Below are 18073 nucleotides of genomic sequence, written 5' to 3'. Positions count from 1 at the left end.
ACATTTTTCTTACTCTTATAGATCATTTATCTACTAAATCCAGTAAATCTGTTCTTGCAGTTTGACTAGCAATTCCGAATTTTGATTCGATTTCCTTAATACTGATAGTTTGATCTTTGTCTCGTAAAAATCTTTAATTATTACCAATTTATCTGTCATTCAAATCTTGGTTGACAAATAAGAGAAAATACTTTTCTTCGATCGTCAACTGTCCTGTTTCCATATGCCTGGAGCCCGGTTAAAGATTGTTTTAAAGTTTTAAAATTGAAATCAATAAAGCAGGTAAGTTCATTGTCGTCAACTTTTGTATGCAAATATGCCTTTGCGTATTGACCTAGGCTTGCACAAATATCCTAGAAATAGATAAATATTTGATAAGCCAAAATTTCCTTGACAATAAAAACCAATACAATTGTACACGGGCGGTCCGCACATTCTATCGCTTCTTACAGAAAAAGGAGCCACTTCTCACGAAATGGCTCCTTCCAACTTTTATATTTTATTCCCGTATCTCCTACTCCACCTCAGCATATGCCTCAACAGGGATACATGAACAAATCAGATTTCTGTCTCCGAATGCGCTGTCTACACGGCTAACACTTGGCCAGAATTTATTGAAACGCAAATGTGGCAATGGGAAGGCAGCTTTCTCGCGGCCATATGCATGTGTCCAGTTTTCGGCAAGAACAACGCGTGATGTATGCGGAGCATTTTTAAGAACGTTATCAGTGCGATCAGCGATTCCTTCTTCAACTTCACGAACCTCATTTCTAATCGCAATCATTGTATCGCAGAAACGATCTAATTCAGCTTTTGACTCAGATTCTGTCGGTTCGATCATTAACGTTCCAGCTACCGGGAAAGATAAAGTTGGCGCGTGAAAACCATAATCCATCAAACGTTTTGCCAAATCCTCAGCTTCAACACCAGCAGCTTTAAACGGACGGCAATCAAGAATCATTTCGTGTGCACAACGACCATTTGTTCCTGTATAAAGAACTTCGTAGTGACCATTCAGACGTTCCTTAATATAATTCGCATTCAGGATTGCAAATTTCGTAGCATTCGTCAATCCTTCTCCGCCCATCATTGCGATATACGCGTAAGAAATTGTGAGAATGCTGGCACTTCCATAAGGTGCAGCTGAAACCGCTCCAGCCTGTCCTTCTTTCAAATGTTCAGACTGCTTGCCTAAGTTAACGTGGCCTGGTAAGAACGGGATCAAATGTTCTCCCACCCCAATTGGTCCAACGCCAGGTCCTCCCCCGCCGTGAGGAATACAGAATGTTTTATGTAGGTTAAGGTGACAAACATCAGCTCCGATTGAAGCAGGACTTGTCAAACCAACCTGAGCATTCATATTGGCACCATCCATATAAACCTGTCCGCCGAAAGAATGTATCATCGAACAGATTTCAATGATGCTTTCCTCATACACACCGTGTGTTGAAGGATAAGTTACCAATAAACAAGAAAGCTCATCTTTATATTGTTCGGCTTTTGCTCTTAAATCAGCTACATCAATATTTCCACGATCGTCACACTTGGTAACAACCACTTTCATACCGGCCATAACCGCAGAAGCCGGGTTTGTTCCGTGTGCAGAAGAAGGAATCAACGCCACATTACGGTGGTGATCGCCTCTGCTTTCGTGGTAACCACGAATCGCCATCAAACCTGCATATTCACCCTGCGCACCTGAATTTGGCTGCATAGACATCGCAGCAAAACCCGTGATCTCGCACAACCAGGCGCTCAATTCGGCAACCAGCTGCCCATAACCTAAGGCTTGATTCGCTGGAACAAACGGATGTATTGCCCCAAATTCCGGCCAGGTCAATGGAATCATCTCAGCAGTTGCATTCAATTTCATGGTACAGCTACCAAGAGAAATCATGGAATGCACCAGAGAAAGATCTTTATTTTCAAGTGTTTTCAGGTAGCGCAGCATTTCATGTTCTGTATGGTAAGAACTGAAAACCGGATGCGTCAGATAGGAAGATGTACGGGCAAGATTTTCATCAATTGTAAAATCCATTTCCTCATCGATCACCATCTCGCCCTGAAAACCGGAAACTTCGGCAAACAGGTTTAAAAGTGCGATTACATCATCAAAAGTTTTTGCTTCGTCGAAGGATACTCCTACACTTCCATCCTTGTTATAACGAAGGTTAATACCCCATTTCAGCGCATTTTCTCTAAGCTTGCCGGAAAGCTCTGTTTTAATCGTAACCGTATCGAAATAATTCGACGTTAATACATCGTAATTAAATTTCTTGATCGTATCAACAAACAGGCGCGTCAAACCATGTACACGGGAAGCAATATTCCTGATTCCTTCTGGTCCGTGATAAACGCTGTATGCACCTGCAATCACAGCAAGTAAAACCTGTGCCGTACAAATATTTGAAGTAGCTTTTTCACGACGGATATGTTGCTCACGCGTTTGGAGAGCCATCCTCAATGCACGGTTTCCCTCTGCATCTACCGAAACTCCGATAATCCGACCCGGGATATTACGTTTGAATGACTCCTTCGTTGCAAAAAATGCAGCGTGAGGTCCGCCATAACCCATAGGAACACCGAAACGCTGCGACGAACCAACAACCACATCAGCGCCCATTTCTCCCGGAGCCTTCAATAGCGTAAGCGCCAGCAAATCCGCTGCAACTGCCACAGTAATGTTAACATCGTGTGCAGCACCGATAAAATCTGTATAATCAATCACTTCACCATTTGTTGCAGGATATTGCACCAAAACACCATACAGATTTTCATCTGTCAGATCTACGGTTTCATGATTTCCAACAACCACATTAATACCAATCGGATTTGCTCTTGTATAAATCAAATCAATGGTCTGTGGGTGACAAAGTTCTGAAACAAAAAACGTGTCCGCTTTTTTCTTCGCCGATGAGCGAAGGCTATGTAACATGGTCATCGCTTCTGCCGCCGCGGTCGCTTCATCAAGCAAAGACGCATTGGCAATTTCCATCCCGGTCAGATCAGTGATGACAGTCTGGAAATTTAAAAGCATCTCCAGTCTTCCTTGTGCGATCTCTGCCTGGTAAGGAGTATATGCTGTATACCAAGCCGGGTTTTCAAGAATATTTCTTAAAATAACGTTAGGCGTTACGGTGTCGTAATATCCTGTTCCGATATACGTTTTCAAGATTGCATTCTTGCGTGCCAGTTTCTTGATTCCGTCCAAAAACTCCTGCTCCGATTTCGGGCGAGGTAAATTCAAAGGCTTTGGCAGGCGAATTGCCGCCGGAAGCGTTTGTTCTATCAATTCATCCAGAGAAGATGCTCCAACCGTGCGCAACATTTCCTGTAATTCCTGCTCATTCTTACCGTGATGACGGTTTTCGAATTTATCCTGGCTTCGAAGATTGATTTTCATTATTTGGGTAAACGAGACCGTTATATAGTTGGTTATAAAATACAAAAGTAAGCAAATCCGAGGAAATCTCTGAGAGAAAATCGGGAATGCTTACTCTTGAATATGTTCAAAATGAATAATTTTTTCGTTTTAATGTTTGGGACAGCCACAATCTGTTTTTCGCTTGAATATTCCAAGGATTTTTTTGGATTTCGGCTTTTGGTAACCGCGATTTTTCTTTCTTTTGTTCAAAAACATTTCTGACTCTACATGCTTCGGATCAGCATTCGCCGGCTGAATTCCTGAAAAACCGAGAACAATGCCTGACAAAAGAAATACTACAGCAAATTTTTTCATATTTATTATTATTTATAATCGCGGGAACCTGCATATTTAACGTCTCGACCCGGTCAATAAGTATATTTGAAACAATTTAATACATCATGCCGGCAATATCTTATTTTGCTACGCCCTTACCAACTCAACGATCGTAATTTCAGGTAGGATACCTACGCGACCTGGATATCCAAGATATCCAAATCCGCGGTTAACATAAAGATACTGATCGTTTTCTTTATATAACCCCGCCCACTCCTTGTAACGATACTGAACCGGACTCCACTTGATACCAGCAACCTCGATTCCGAACTGCATTCCATGGGTGTGTCCGGCAAAAGCCAGATCGATATCATCATATTTTGGAAGCACTTGTGCACGCCAGTGACTTGGGTCGTGGGATAATAATATTTTCACAGGAAACTGATCCGTTCCCTGATATGCTTTTTCCAGATTGCCATATTTCGCAAAATTTCCTGCTCCCCAGTTTTGGATACCAATCAAACCGATCTCTTCATTGTCGACCCGGATTGCCCGATTTTCATCCAGCATCAGATTCCAGCCCAGCAGCTCATGTGCCTTTTTCAAATTGGCAAGATTCTGGTTCTTTTCCTGTTGAGAACTCCATTGAAAATAATCTCCATAGTCGTGGTTTCCAAGGGTTGAATGGACACCTAACGGCGCTTTCACTTTGTCAAAAATGTTGATGTAATCTTTTACCTCAACAGCACGGTCATTTACCAGGTCACCAGTGAAAAATGCGATATCCGGTTTTTCCTTCATCAACATTTCCACACCGCCTTTCACAGCCGTTTTATTAAAAAAACTGCCTGAATGAATATCTGAAAGCTGCGCTATTTTCATTCCATGAAATGCTTTCGGTAAGTTTTTCAACGGAACTTTAACTCTGCGAATCCGATAATCGTGCGCGCCTGATAATATCCCGAAAGCAAAGGTTCCCATCAAAGCCGAACCTGCCACAAGCGCGGTTGTTTCCAAAAATTCTGATCTTGGAATTTTGGGTGCCGCCGGATCAACAGGATCGACAGGAACCGGAGCGACCGATGGAACGAAATAACTGACAATCCATTGAACAAGTCGGCGAGCGTCATCGATCAATAAAAAGAAAACAACCAGCAGTTTAGATAGGTAAGGTATAGCAATGCCGGCAATAATGAATGTTCTGGTAATACGGTTAAAAAAGTCAGCAGGGAGAAATTGCATCATCACATAGGCGAATAATGTCAGCGAAGTGAAGCTCCAATAACCCCAGGTTATCCATTTTTGTGTCGGCTGGGAAAAATTCCTGATTACAAATCTTAATGCCTGCCAGACATACCAGTCGATACCAAAGAGCACAACGGTAAATAATATAAAAAAAAGAGTGCGGTTCATTCCAAAAAAATCTATTTATATCCGGGATTAACATCACGATTCTTTTTCTCGTTCGTGAGCTCCGATTTAAAACGCAGAAAAATAGTTCAATGGAAATATTTCTCTTTAAGCGGTTTGGTTATTCATACAAAAGGTTTAATTTTTTAATTTTGCCGAAAACCAAATGAAAGGAAATGCCAGAATTTGACTTCAAACGATTCCACATCCGTTCCATGAATGCAACCGACGAGGAGCGGGCAGCAATTAATCAGGAATTAAAGGATTTATACGCTTCTTTACCAGAAGAAGATAAAGCTGATTTTAATGAACAACTTCAAACATTTTTGGTAAAAGAAGTGGCCAGAGTAAAATCAGACTATGACTCGATTCGCGGCCTGAATAGTCCAAATTAACAACAACCTAATTTTTTTGCTAATTCAGACTGGGATCCGTTGGATAGTGCGCGATCGAGCGGTATTCACCACCCATATTTTTTAGTATTTCTCTCCAAAAATCCCGTGGAGGCGTAGTGAATAAAAAATTCGATTTTGTTTGCGTGATAATCCAGGAATTTTCTTTGATCTCATTTTCCAGTTGCCCCCCGCTCCATCCCGAATATCCTATAAAAAAACGGACGTCATCTGCTTTCAGCGTATTGATATTGATCAGCGTGCGAACCTGTTCAAAATCTCCGCCCCAAAAAACATTCGGCATAATTTCCGCACCTCCGTGAATGAGATCCGGTCTTCTATGTATGAAATGTAAGGTATTTTTTTCAACCGGCCCGCCGAGGTGTAAAGGAATATCCTGATAAATTGTGTCTTCCAGAACATCACCTAAAAACAAGTCTGTCACCTGATTAAGCACAAACCCGAAACTTCCCTGATCGTTATATTCGCAAAGTAAAATGACGCCCCGCTCAAAATTCGGATCCCCCAAATAAGGTTTGGCGATCAGTAAAGCTCCTTTTGACGGCTTTTCAGAAAGTGGCATAACGAGGCAGATTTAATTATTTAAAAAACGAAATATATTTATTTTTAAGTAACATTACCTGAATTTTATATTCTTCGTTGATTAACGAAAAAAGTAAATTTTATTTCAGAAATACAAGATATACTCATTTAAATATGGCACTTATCCGGTCGGTTCGCGGAAATCATCCTCAATTCGGTGAAAATTGTTGGTTAGCAGAAAATGCAACAGTCGTGGGAGACGTCGTGATGGGAGAACATTGTACCGTTTGGTTTAATGCCGTTGTCCGGGGCGATGTTAACAGCATCCGGATAGGAAATTATTCAAATATTCAGGATGGTGCCGTAATTCATTGTACCTACCAAAAAAACGGAACTTACATCGGTGATTACGTATCGATCGCACACAACGCCATCGTGCATGGCTGCACAATTGAAGATCATGTTTTAATTGGTATGGGATCAATTGTAATGGACGGAGCAGTAATTGGCACCGGAGCCATTGTCGCCGCCGGGGCGATTGTCACGCAAAACACAAAAGTGCCGCCAGGAACTATCTATGCAGGAAATCCGGCAAAATATCTAAAAGATGTTTCACCGGATTTAAATGCTGCTATCGACAGAACTGCTAATAATTATATTACGTATTCAGGTTGGTTCAAGGAAGAGGAATAAGCCGCTACTCTTTGTTCCCAATCAACAAGTTAGGATTATTTACTGTCTTCTTAAATGATATCGGACCAAAAAACAAGTTGGTAAACAAGGCTTGCAGCAGACATGATCAAAATCCCGATTCTCTTGGATCAAAACTTCCGCGTTCAATAAAAGCCATTAATTCTATAGCCATTAGGGCAACGAACAAAAAGTTAAGGCCCAGTTGCTTTTTGTTATAATAAATTTTCATAGTATGTACTTTTTAATGCTAATCAAAAAGGTTAATCTTCGACCATTCCCTTTCTTGCGTTAAAATATCCTTTGATTACCGTAAATGTGGTTATGGCCAGGAAGAACAGAATGATGTAATGAACATAATCTACAATCCATGGAAATCTTTCTCCAAAAAGAAATCCTCCGCCGGTCAGAGCACCGATCCAGATAGCTCCACCTGCTACGTTATTTAACAGAAAAGAGGGAAAAGACATTTTCGCTACGCCGGCTAATATCGGTGCAAACGTTCTGACAATGGGTAAAAACCTGCTTACGATCAACGTTCTGCTTCCGTATTTCTCAAAATATTTCCGTGTTGTCTCTAAATGCTTTTTCTTAAAAAACAGAGAATCCGGTCTGTTTTGAAACATATCGCCAAAGTATTTTCCAAAGATATAACCACATAGTGAACCCAACACGGCTGCCCCAAACATGCAAAGCAGCAAAATCAGAATAGGCACTTCCAAAATTCCTGTACCACAGAAAACCCCTGCCAGAAAAACCAGGTAATCTCCTGGAAGAAAGAAGGCAAAAAAGAGGCCGTTTTCCGCGAATACAATAAATGTTATGACAAGTAATCCGCCGGTGCGAATTAATTCTTCTGAATTTAATAAATACTGAAAAAACTCGACAATTGAATTCATAGGGTAATCTTAATGAGTTGGGCTACCAGATTTCCATTGGAGCCCAACTTCAATCTTTTTCAAAACTAAGCATTTTCCGACAGTTCCAACCAGCGCATTTCTTTGTCCGACTGCGCTTTTGTTATTTCCTCTATTTGCAGCGCCCAGGATGTTACCTCAACATGCGATCCGCCATTTTCAAGTTTTTCAAGCAGCTGCGCTTTTTTCTTTTCCAATGCGGCCATATCAACTTCCAGCTGTTCCAGTTCCCTCTGCTCCTTAAAACTTAACTTTTTCTTCGGTACTGCTGGTGCGACCGCAACTTCCTTAACTGGTGCAGGTGCGGCGGCCTGTGTGTTCGTTTTGCCAGAAGCTAAATTTTTCTTCTCCGCTTCAACCTCATCCTGATAATCACGAAGTTCCGTATAATTACCAGGAAAATCGCTGATTTTGCCTTCTCCCTCAAATACGAAAATATGCTCTACCAAACGGTCAAGGAAATATCTATCGTGGGAAACGATCATGATACAACCCGGGAAATTCATTAAAAATTCTTCCAGAACATTCAAACTGGCGATATCCAAATCATTTGTTGGCTCATCCAGAATCAGGAAGTTAGGCTGCTTGATCAAAGTCAGAAGAAGTTGTAGCCTCTTTTTCTCTCCCCCACTTAACTTTGCAATAAAATCGTACTGTTTTGACGGGGAAAATAAAAATGCCTGCAACAAATGCCCAACAGTTACCGTTTCTCCGGTTCCTAACTGAACAACCTCGGCAACATCTTTCACGATATCGATAACACGCTGGGTTTCGTCAAAAACAAGATCAGTTTGTTTATAATAACCAAACTGAACCGTTTCTCCTTTTACAATCTGGCCTGAATCAGGTTCCAGTTCACCTGTGATCATATTGAGCAAGGTCGATTTCCCCATACCGTTTTGACCTACGATTCCGATCCGGTCACCTTTGCGGAAAGTATATTCAAAATTCTTGATCAGCTGTCTTTCTCCAAAACCTTTGCTGACATTCTCCATTTCAATGATCTTGCTTCCCAGACGCGCCGTGCGTACGTTAAGCTCCATCTGCGTATCGACTTTTTTCTGACTTGCCTTTTCCTTTAGTTCTTCGAAAGCGTCAACCCGGTATTTTGCTTTTGTCCCACGTGCTTTCGGCTGCTTTCTGATCCATTCAAGCTCTTTGCGCATCAGGTTACGCGCCTTATCGATTCCTGCCGCTTCTGATTCCTCACGTTCCGCTTTCTTTTCAAGGAAGTAGGAATAATTTCCTTTGTAGGTGTAAGCCGATCCGTGATCGAGTTCAAGTACCTGATTACAAACGGTATCAAGGAAATACCGGTCGTGTGTCACCACCAGCAGCGTAGTGTTTTGCGTATTTAAATATTTTTCAAGCCACTCAACCGTATCAAGGTCCAAGTGGTTGGTAGGTTCATCAAGGATCAATAGCTCCGGATCTTCCAAAAGAATTTTTGCCAGCGCAACCCGTTTCTTCTGACCTCCGGAAAGCGTTCCGTATAAATTTTCAGTATTATGAATACCTAAACGTCCAAGGACTTCCTTTACTTTATATTCAAAATCCCAGGCTTTATACGTGTCCATTTCCTCCATTGCGACCGACAACGCATCGTGATCATCCGTTTCAATGGCGTGTTCATATTTTTTTACAGCGATCGCGACAGGATTGTTGGAAGAAAAAATCACTTCCAGAATCGGCAACGTCGGATCAAAAGACGGACTTTGATCCAGATAACCAACGCGTATATCTTTTCTAATGCTCACTGACCCTTCCTGAGGAGGTATTTTACCTGTCAGGATATTTAAAAATGTTGTCTTGCCTGTTCCGTTGGTTCCGATAAGTGCCACTTTATCACCACGGCTGATCCCAAAATTGATATTTTTAAAAAGCCACCGGTCGCCAAATGACTTTGCAATATTTTCTGCTGAAAGGTAATTCATAGGTAAAATTTGGATTCAATATATACAAAGGTAGGATAGATATTAAAGAAGAAAGAAAAAATTCGTTTTCATAGGGTAAATAGCATAATATTGCTACTTATTCTTTGTTATATGGTTCTATGCGAACACATTTTTAAAAATTATGTACAAAAAAATCCTTAACCTAATCCCTGTAATTTTTCTTTGTTTAAATGCCTCTGCCCAAGACAGTAATTTCAAGAGTTACACACAAAAAATTGGCGGAAGTGCACAAGTTTATGACATGGTTGCCATTCCAGGCGGCGAGTACCAAATGGGAAGTCCTGCTTCCGAAAAAGGAAGAAGAGAAGATGAAGGCCCTCAGCACAAGGTTAAAATCGAACCTTTCTGGATGGGAAAACATGAAGTAGTATGGGATATTTACGATCTGTATGCCTTCAAAAACATGGAAAAGGAAATGGCTCTGCGTAATCCTGATCCCGAAAAAAGTGTTGCCAAAACTGACGCCAGCACCCGGCCGAGTCCGCCATACGTAGACATGTCGTTCGGAATGGGGCGCGCGGGTTATCCGGCGATAAATATGACGCAATATGCTGCGATCCTTTTCTGCAAATGGCTCTATGAAAAAACAGGCGTTTTCTATCGCCTTCCAACAGAAGCTGAATGGGAATACGCATGCCGTGCCGGATCGAAAACCGCTTATTCATTTGGAGATGATGCTTCCAAAATTGATGAATATGCATGGTACCGTAAGAACAGTAATGCTGCTTATAAAAAAATCGGTACAAAAAAGCCGAATGCATGGGGCTTGCACGATATGCATGGTAACGTAATGGAATGGACATTGGACCAGTATATTCCTGATTATTATGCAAAAAAACCAGCCGGCGAAACTTTCGCACCAGTTAAAGAACTTTATCCTACATCCGTTCGTGGTGGCTCGTGGGATGATGAACCTGCTGACCTGAGAAGTGCTGCCCGTACACCATCAAAACCTGAATGGAAAGTGTTAGATCCGCAATTGCCAAAAAGCGAATGGTGGATGACAAGCGCTTCGTTCGTTGGCTTCCGTCTTGTAAGACCTGTTAAAACGCCGTCTGCTGAGGAAATTGCCAAATATTATAGTCCTGCGTTAATAGAAGATTATTGATATATAAACTCTTAATTCAAAATTTAAATGGAAAAGAATAGACGCGAATTCCTTAAAGCATCCGGCCTTCTTGCTGGTGGCGTTATCCTCAGCCCTCTTACGGGTTACGGATATAACAGCGCAGTTGGTGATACCATAAAGGTTGCATTGATTGGCTGTGGTGGACGCGGAACAGGTGCGGCGGCGCAGGCACTAAGCACAAGCCAGAATGTCCAGATCGTGGCGATGGCTGACGCTTTCAAAGACAGACTAGACGAATCTTACAAAAACCTTACTGCCAAAAAATATAAAAATGCGGCAGGAACTGTTGTAGATATAAAAACAAAAGTTGACGTTCCGGAAGATCGCAAATTTGTTGGTTTCGACGCTTTCAAAAAGGCTATTGCTTTAAAAGATGTAGATGTTGTTATTTTGGCAACACCTCCCGGATTCCGTCCTTCTCATTTCGAAGAAGCCGTAAAAAATGACAAACATATCTTTATGGAGAAACCGGTTGCAACTGATGCGCCTGGTATCCGTAAAGTTCTGGCTCTTGCAGAAGAAGCTAAAAAGAAAAAACTGAACGTTGTGGTAGGTCTTCAGCGTCACTACCAACGTAATTATCTTGAAGCAATCAAAAGAATTCATGACGGTGCTTTGGGAGATATCGTGGGCGGACAAGTTTATTGGGTTGGAAGCAGCCCATGGATGAAGGAACGTTTGCCTAACCAGACAGAAATGGAATACCAAATGAGAAACTGGTATTACTTCAACTGGTTGTGCGGTGACCACATCAACGAGCAGCATGTTCACAATATTGATGTTGCAAACTGGGTGAAACGCGCATATCCTGTGCAGATTCAAGGAACAGGCGGACGCGAAGTTCGTACAGGTAAGCAATACGGAGAAATTTTTGATCATCATACACTTGACCTGGTCTATGCGGATGGTACAACAATTTCAAGTCAGTGCCGTCAGTTTGAAGGTACCTGGAATAAAGTAGATGAAGCTTTTGTAGGAACAAAAGGACGTATTGATAGTTTTGATGGAAAGAAAACTATTCTCAAAGACTACAAAGGTGGTGTGATCTATCAACACGACGATAAAGGTGATATTAATCCATATCAGGTTGAACACGATGATCTATTTGCTGCCGTTGCAAAAGGAGAATATAAATTTGCGGACGCTGAAAATGGTGCAAAAAGTACGATGACCGCTATTATGGGTCGTATGGCCACTTACTCAGGAAAGATGATCAAATGGGATGAAGCCTTGAATTCTGATATCAATTTGTTCCCGGATAAACTTGCCTGGGATGCAAATCCAAAAGTTTTACCAGGTCCGGACGGATTGTATCCGGTTGCTGTTCCAGGAAAAACGATTGTTATTTAGACTTTGTTACGATAAAATAAAAGCTGCGGTTGAAAAATCGCAGCTTTTATTTTATACTTACTTAATGATCGTGTTCCAGGAATTTACTTTTTCCCCTTTCGTCTCTACCAGCCAGACCTTATTATTTGGAAAGTGCTTTAAATATTTCTTTCCCTCTTTTATTCCGGAAACACTAAACGCCGTTGCCAGCGCATCCGCTTCCGTGGCGTTGGGTGAGATAACCGTCGTCCTGACATGATGCTCCAAACCGATACCTGTTTTGGGATTGACAATGTGAGAATATCTTTTTCCATTGTAATCAAGATAGCGGTAAGTAGGGCCTGATGTCGCAATCCCAACATTAGAATATTCGATTGTTTCAATCGAGTCACGGCCAGAAGAGATAACAATTTTCCACCCTTTTTCACCGGGAGGAGGATCCATCAATGCAAGTTTTCCGCCAGCATCAATCATTGCAGATTTTATTCCAAAAGATTTCAGAACTTTCACAGCTTCGTCTGCCGCATATCCTTTACCCAATCCACCAATATCAAGACGCATTCCCTTGTCGTGAAGCTGAATACTCTGAGAAGAAACATCGAATTTAACTTTGTTATAGCCGGTACGACCCAAAGCATCCGCAATCAATTCTTTATCGGGAAAATATCCTTTGCGTGTAGCACGGCGCCACTCCTGAACAATTGGCCCTAATGTTGCGTCAAAAGCGCCTCTTGTTTTTTTGCTGATGTCATCTGAAATATGAAGGATATCAAAAAGATCTTTACTTACAGGAATCCATTTTTTGGTACCAGATTTTGCGGATACAGCGTTAATTTCACTGTCGTCTCTATAATCGCTAAGTGAGGCATTTAAATCCTCAATACGCCTAAAAGCGGCGCTGGCAGATTTAGCGGCTAATGAGTCATTATTCGCATAAATGATCAACCTGAATGGTGACCCCATTAAGCCTTTTTCGAACGTATACCGTTTGTTCTGCGCAAATAATTGGGAAGGAAAATAGCAAACGAAAAACAGAATCGCTATATTCGATATATGGTAATTATTTGAACCGGAGTTTTTAATAAAGTGGAACGAACGATATAATCGGGTGAAACTGAATCTATTAAACGCTATCATCATACTATTGGCAGGTTTGCTTATCGTTGCTACGGGCGCTTTTATAAGGCCGACCCATATTCAATATAGTAATCCCGCTATGTTAAGCGGTCTTACTATTGAATTTTTAGGAACGATATGGCTCGTTTTAAGCCTGAACCAGAGGCGCAAAAAAAGTTAAAGCTTACTTGCCTTGTTTCTGAGATAAAAGTCTGCCAAAACCACTGCCGCCATAGCCTCTACGATTGGTACAGCACGTGGAACAACACAAGGATCATGACGGCCTTTGCCCTGAACAATAGCAATATCACCTTTGTCGTCTACGCTTTCCTGATCCTGCATAATGGTAGCCACAGGCTTAAAAGCTACCCTGAAATAAATATCTTCACCATTGGAAATGCCTCCTTGGATGCCACCTGAGTGATTGGATCTTGTGTGAACTTCTCCCTTATCATCAATAAAAAAAGCGTCGTTGTGTTCCGACCCAAGCATGGCCACACCATCAAAACCACTCCCGTATTCAAAACCTTTTACTGCATTGATACTTAACATTGCTTTCCCAAGTTCTGCATGCAGCTTGTCGAAAACAGGTTCACCCCAGCCGGCAGGAGCGCCTTTTATAACACAATTGACAACCCCTCCGATTGAGTCGCCTTTCTTCCGAACATCATCGATATATGTAAACATCTTCTCAGCCATTGCCGGATCCGGGCAGCGTACTGCATTATTTTCTGTTTCTGATAAATCCAGCTCGGTATAAGATTTATCCAGCTTCATCACTCCAACCTGAGAAACATATGCCTGTATATTTACACCAAAATTCGCTAAGAGCAGTTTTGCCAAAGCTCCGGCCGCTACACGCGCAGCCGTTTCTCTTGCAGAGCTTCTCCCTCCTCCGCGATAATCACGGACACCATATTTTACCTGATAGGTATAATCAGCATGTGACGGGCGAAATTGAGCTGCTATATGTGAGTAATCTTTGCTTCGCTGATCTTCATTCCTGATGATTAAAGCAATTGGTGTACCTGTTGTTTTTCCTTCGAAAACGCCCGATAACACCTCAAATTCATCTGCTTCCCTGCGTTGCGTTGTGATACGCGATTGTCCAGGCTTACGACGCGTTAATTCACTTTGAATAAAATCTGTATCAAAATCTACCCCGGATGGACATCCTTCAATCACAACTCCTATCCCAACTCCGTGTGATTCTCCAAATGTGGAAATCTTAAATATTTTTCCGTATGTACTGCCCATTGAAAGATTATTTTCTAAATATCCAAACCATCGTAATCAACAATAAAATTACAATGGCATTAGTTGCTTCTTTTAATTTTTTTTTGAAATCGAAATATTCCTGGCTGCTGTCAAGACGTTCAAGATTATCATATAAGCCCGCAGATCCATGAAGCGATATATTTCCCAGCTTGTAATCTTCACCTTTTACCTGCAATACCTGCTTAGACATCAGCGTATCATATTTTGCCTTTTTGGGATTAAAATAAATCCATTGAAAATAACGACCAAGAGGAAATGTTCCGTCCTGCCTCGGTACCACAAAATAATCAAAGCTCTCCTCTCCGGTAACATTCTTGCTACTTCTTTTTATAACCCGGCTAACGTCCGGCGGGTAAAAATCAAACGCCGAATTACTGGCAATTTCCGGCGCTGGTATCGCGGCTATATTTCCTGTGCCTTCAATTCTAAACAGATAACGAATACTTTCACCCGGATATACCAGTTTGCTTGACAGCCGCTCTACCAAATTATACTCTCCAACCGCAATCTGATCTTTCATCGGGTGCGGCGGAAGAGGCTTCACATTAATTTTAACCGCTTTTGACCGGAAAGATTTGATATTCTTTTCGGCCTTATCGCTGCCGTCCTTGTTGTCGCCAGCCACAAGCATCTCCAAAGTTACCGAGGGAAATAGAATATCTTGTAAAACCATCGGGAAAAACTGCGCCTGATAGAGATTATATTCCGTATATTTCCTCCCGCCTATGGTTATTCTTCGCTTTATAATTTCTTCGATTCCGACATTTTCCTCCCAGCACCCAACCGGACGCAATTTCTTTAGTATCGCCTGCAATTGCGTACCTACCTGATAAAAATCCATTTGAACAGGGGCGTTTTCAGCAACATATAGTGAAATTCCCAAGGCAAATCCCTCTCGGATAAAAACACTTTTTTTATTAGTACCAACTGACAGGAAGATATCTGCGCCGTTATATTCTGATTCCGGAACAAGCTCCATTTCTTCCGGACCAATAAAGCCGTTATTGGCTAATGCCGCAGAACTATATTCAACGGTGGCTTCGTCAGACTTAATTTTCATACCATTTACAGAAATTGTAAACGGTTCAATTGTATAGATTCCTTCTTTTAAGGCGAAATATTGCTGACTTATCGTTTGAACAACAATCTTTTTACCGCCAACCGTGTTAATAGCACTAGTGGCAGATTTACTGCGCTTTTCCAATCCGGGTATCTCAGGAAATGTTACCGCCGGTCTGTTTTCCTCGTCGGGAATTACTACTGATATAGTAAACGGCTCATCTATTTTAAGATTTCTCGGACCAAATTCGATTACCGGATCATTATTTATAATTTGCGCATGAATAGTACAAGAAAAACACAAAATTATGCTTAAAATTACATATAATTTCATGGAAAATATTCGTTACACATATTGGTGATTGTAGTGGGTAATATTCCCTCAGGCTTTTCCTAAAATGTTGTGTCTTTACCTAAACCACAAAACTACATAATACTATGGCCTCTATGCTTGAATACATTAAAATTATTCTGCAAAAGGTTAGTTTCGACCGCAGATTGTTTGAAAAAGAATTAAGAAAAGCAATCCGCATGTTAATGCCCGCTGAAGTCAAACGTTTAAGGAATTGGTGCTACGAAAATTATGGCGCCGTGCATTTAACTGTACTTAATAATTGCTTTCCGCTGCCATCTACACTTGGCTGATCTATTTAAAATACAGAATTAATTTGTTGATAAGATAAAACGAAGAATGCCAGTCGAATATTTCGACTGGCATTCTTCGTTTTATAATCTTCCGATATTACTATTTTTTCTTCGGAGCTGGTTTCTTAGCAGCAGCTGCTTTTGGTTGTGCTGTACCTGTTGAGTCGGTAGCAGCAGAAGGAGCCATTCCTAATGCTTCTTTCGCAGCAGCATTTGCAGGATCAATTGCTAACAATTTAGTCCAGTATTCCTTCGATTTAGCTTCGTCTTTCAACGTAGTCTGGCTATAGAAAGCAAGATAATTGTAAGCTAATTTTAAATAAGATTTAAATTTAGAAGGATCTGGATCTTTCTCAGCCAATTCAGCAAGTTTCAAATAATATGGCGCTGAAATTCCCTTATCTATATTTTCCTGTTTGTCATATGCATTGTAAAGCGCACTTGCTCTCCAGTAGTAACCATATGGCCAATCAGGAAGTTTCTGTGTAACTATCGCAAAGGTTGAGTCAGCAGACAGATACATAGCAGTCTTGCTTGCAGCAATTTGCGCACTATCACCAGCGGTATTGTTGAGAGCACCAAGAGCACCAGCAGACTGGAACTTAGACAGACCCAAATAGTAGTAATCATTTGCTGATGCCTTTGCAGTATCCAGATTAATACCTTTATTATAGGTCATCGCAGCGTTTGGAAAATCTTTAGCAGCGTAATATAGCGCACCGACCTCCTTATAAGTGGTAGCTGCGTCTGTTTTGCTGGTATCCATATCAGCACCTTTCAAAATGTAAAGAACGCCGGTTGAATCGTAACCTTTGCCATCTGTCACTTTTGCATTATAAGCACGTCCAAGATACTTGTAGTCGTCACCAATAACCTTATCCGGAGCAACTTTGATAAACTCGTTCAAGTTTTCAATTGCCTTATCAGGATTATTAGTTTTAGCATATGACCATCCGTACATACGAAGTGTGATAGGATTGTTGATTTTTCCTTTCATTTCGTCAAGGATTTGCAATGATTTTGCATAATCATCAGCTGTGAACGCGAATTGAGCAGCGCGAAGTTTAGTCTCAGGATCAAGATTTCCGCTTTTCTGCATATAAAGGTCGTAGTTATCAGCAGCTTGTTTGTACTTCTGAGCAAAGAAATAAAGCTCTGCTAAATCTTTGTAAGCCGGGCCAAAATTAGGATCAGCTTCAATTGCCTTTTTGTAATTTTCAAGAGCCAGATTGTAGTTCTTACCTCTCAGGTAAACCGAACCGATACGGTTGTGGGCAACAGCATAGTTTGGTTTTGCAGTCAAAGCATATTCGTACGCCGTTACAGCCGCACCACCTTCGTTGCGTAACATCAAGGCATCTCCCTTTGCGATATAAGCATCAGCAAGATTTTTGTCTCTCTTGATCGCTTCGTCTAAAAGTCTGATTGCTTCAGCAGGATCATTTGATTTTTCAAATAAAGTATAAGCTTCTCCGATGCGGAACAAAATTTCTGCATCTTTCCCTTTTTTCTTTTCTGCAAGATCAAAAAGCTCCTTAGATTTAGCACGATCACCTTTACCCAAAGCCACTGTACCTAAACCAACCTGGTTCAGATATGACTTATCGTCCAGTTCAAGCCCTTTCTGAAATGCCTTCTGTGCTTCATCCAGTTGTTTAGTGATTACGTAATAGTAACCAAGATAGTATTGATTATCAGCTGACGGAGTTCCCGTAGCTAATTTGGTAAACACATCACCTGCTTCCTTATTACGCTCTGCGTGCAACAAGGCCAAACCGTCCTGTACTGTTTGTGCGTGTACCTTTACTAAAGAAAATACGCATAATACCAGCGCTACTAACTTCATTCTCATGTTTCTGTTCATTTTTACCCGGTTAATATAATGACAAAAAATTTGGCCTTTCAATAAA

At 41.2% G+C, this 18073-nt stretch carries 14 protein-coding genes; 5 read left to right on the top strand and 9 right to left on the bottom strand.

Annotation, left to right across the window (positions count from 1 at the left end; all coding sequences use genetic code 11):
• Positions 1–514 precede the first annotated feature (514 nt).
• The gene (gene gcvP, locus BMY70_RS16950) at positions 515–3403 is read right to left on the bottom strand and encodes an aminomethyl-transferring glycine dehydrogenase (protein ID WP_090337166.1); all 2889 of its coding nucleotides are present in this window, start codon (positions 3401–3403) and stop codon (positions 515–517) included.
• Between the two features lie 444 nt (positions 3404–3847).
• Positions 3848–5113, bottom strand: coding sequence for a metallophosphoesterase (locus BMY70_RS16940; protein ID WP_090337163.1), 1266 nt, complete (start codon positions 5111–5113; stop codon positions 3848–3850).
• A 173-nt stretch (positions 5114–5286) separates the two neighbouring features.
• On the opposite strand from BMY70_RS16940, the gene BMY70_RS16935 reads away from it, so the two are divergent.
• A complete protein-coding gene (locus BMY70_RS16935) occupies positions 5287–5505 on the top strand; it encodes a hypothetical protein (RefSeq protein WP_177197050.1) in 219 nt (72 codons plus the stop codon).
• A gap of 19 nt (positions 5506–5524) precedes the next feature.
• Here BMY70_RS16935 and BMY70_RS16930 read toward each other — a convergent pair whose 3' ends face one another.
• Positions 5525–6085, bottom strand: coding sequence for a YqgE/AlgH family protein (locus tag BMY70_RS16930; RefSeq protein ID WP_090337158.1), 561 nt, complete (start codon positions 6083–6085; stop codon positions 5525–5527).
• Positions 6086–6219: 134 nt separating this feature from the next.
• Between BMY70_RS16930 and BMY70_RS16925 the strand changes: the two genes are divergently transcribed.
• Positions 6220–6738 (top strand): gamma carbonic anhydrase family protein, encoded by a 519-nt coding sequence (locus BMY70_RS16925; protein ID WP_090337156.1) that lies wholly within the window; start codon positions 6220–6222, stop codon positions 6736–6738.
• Between the two features lie 260 nt (positions 6739–6998).
• On the opposite strand, the gene BMY70_RS16920 is transcribed toward BMY70_RS16925, so the two are convergent.
• Together BMY70_RS16920 and BMY70_RS16915 are read right to left on the bottom strand one after the other, a co-directional pair.
• Positions 6999–7634, bottom strand: coding sequence for a DedA family protein (locus tag BMY70_RS16920; protein WP_090337154.1), 636 nt, complete (start codon positions 7632–7634; stop codon positions 6999–7001).
• A gap of 65 nt (positions 7635–7699) precedes the next feature.
• Positions 7700–9586, bottom strand: a complete 1887-nt coding sequence (locus tag BMY70_RS16915; RefSeq protein ID WP_090337152.1) for an ABC-F family ATP-binding cassette domain-containing protein — start codon at positions 9584–9586, stop codon at positions 7700–7702.
• Between the two features lie 142 nt (positions 9587–9728).
• Here BMY70_RS16915 and BMY70_RS16910 point away from each other — a divergent pair, with 142 nt between their 5' ends.
• Both BMY70_RS16910 and BMY70_RS16905 read left to right on the top strand, forming a co-directional pair.
• Complete coding sequence (locus BMY70_RS16910) at positions 9729–10715, top strand: formylglycine-generating enzyme family protein (RefSeq protein ID WP_090337150.1); 987 nt, start codon at positions 9729–9731, stop codon at positions 10713–10715.
• A 27-nt stretch (positions 10716–10742) separates the two neighbouring features.
• Entirely contained in the window at positions 10743–12086 is a 1344-nt protein-coding gene (locus BMY70_RS16905) for a Gfo/Idh/MocA family protein (RefSeq protein ID WP_090337148.1), read from the top strand.
• Between the two features lie 57 nt (positions 12087–12143).
• Here the strand turns inward: BMY70_RS16905 and BMY70_RS16900 are convergent, their stop codons facing one another.
• From BMY70_RS16900 to BMY70_RS16890, 3 genes are all read right to left on the bottom strand, one after another.
• Complete coding sequence (locus tag BMY70_RS16900) at positions 12144–13028, bottom strand: FAD:protein FMN transferase (RefSeq protein ID WP_229209658.1); 885 nt, start codon at positions 13026–13028, stop codon at positions 12144–12146.
• Positions 13029–13358: 330 nt separating this feature from the next.
• Complete coding sequence (aroC, locus tag BMY70_RS16895) at positions 13359–14438, bottom strand: chorismate synthase (RefSeq protein ID WP_090337146.1); 1080 nt, start codon at positions 14436–14438, stop codon at positions 13359–13361.
• A 7-nt stretch (positions 14439–14445) separates the two neighbouring features.
• Complete coding sequence (locus tag BMY70_RS16890) at positions 14446–15852, bottom strand: BatD family protein (protein ID WP_090337144.1); 1407 nt, start codon at positions 15850–15852, stop codon at positions 14446–14448.
• A 104-nt stretch (positions 15853–15956) separates the two neighbouring features.
• Between BMY70_RS16890 and BMY70_RS31325 the strand changes: the two genes are divergently transcribed.
• Entirely contained in the window at positions 15957–16163 is a 207-nt protein-coding gene (locus tag BMY70_RS31325) for a hypothetical protein (protein WP_090337142.1), read from the top strand.
• 100 nt (positions 16164–16263) lie between these two features.
• Here the strand turns inward: BMY70_RS31325 and BMY70_RS16880 are convergent, their stop codons facing one another.
• A complete protein-coding gene (locus BMY70_RS16880) occupies positions 16264–18027 on the bottom strand; it encodes a tetratricopeptide repeat protein (protein WP_229209657.1) in 1764 nt (587 codons plus the stop codon).
• Between the last annotated feature and the right edge of the window lie 46 nt (positions 18028–18073).

The organism is Dyadobacter koreensis, from assembly GCF_900108855.1.
GTDB classification, from domain to species: domain Bacteria; phylum Bacteroidota; class Bacteroidia; order Cytophagales; family Spirosomataceae; genus Dyadobacter; species Dyadobacter koreensis.
This window is presented reverse-complemented; position numbering and strand designations above follow the sequence as displayed.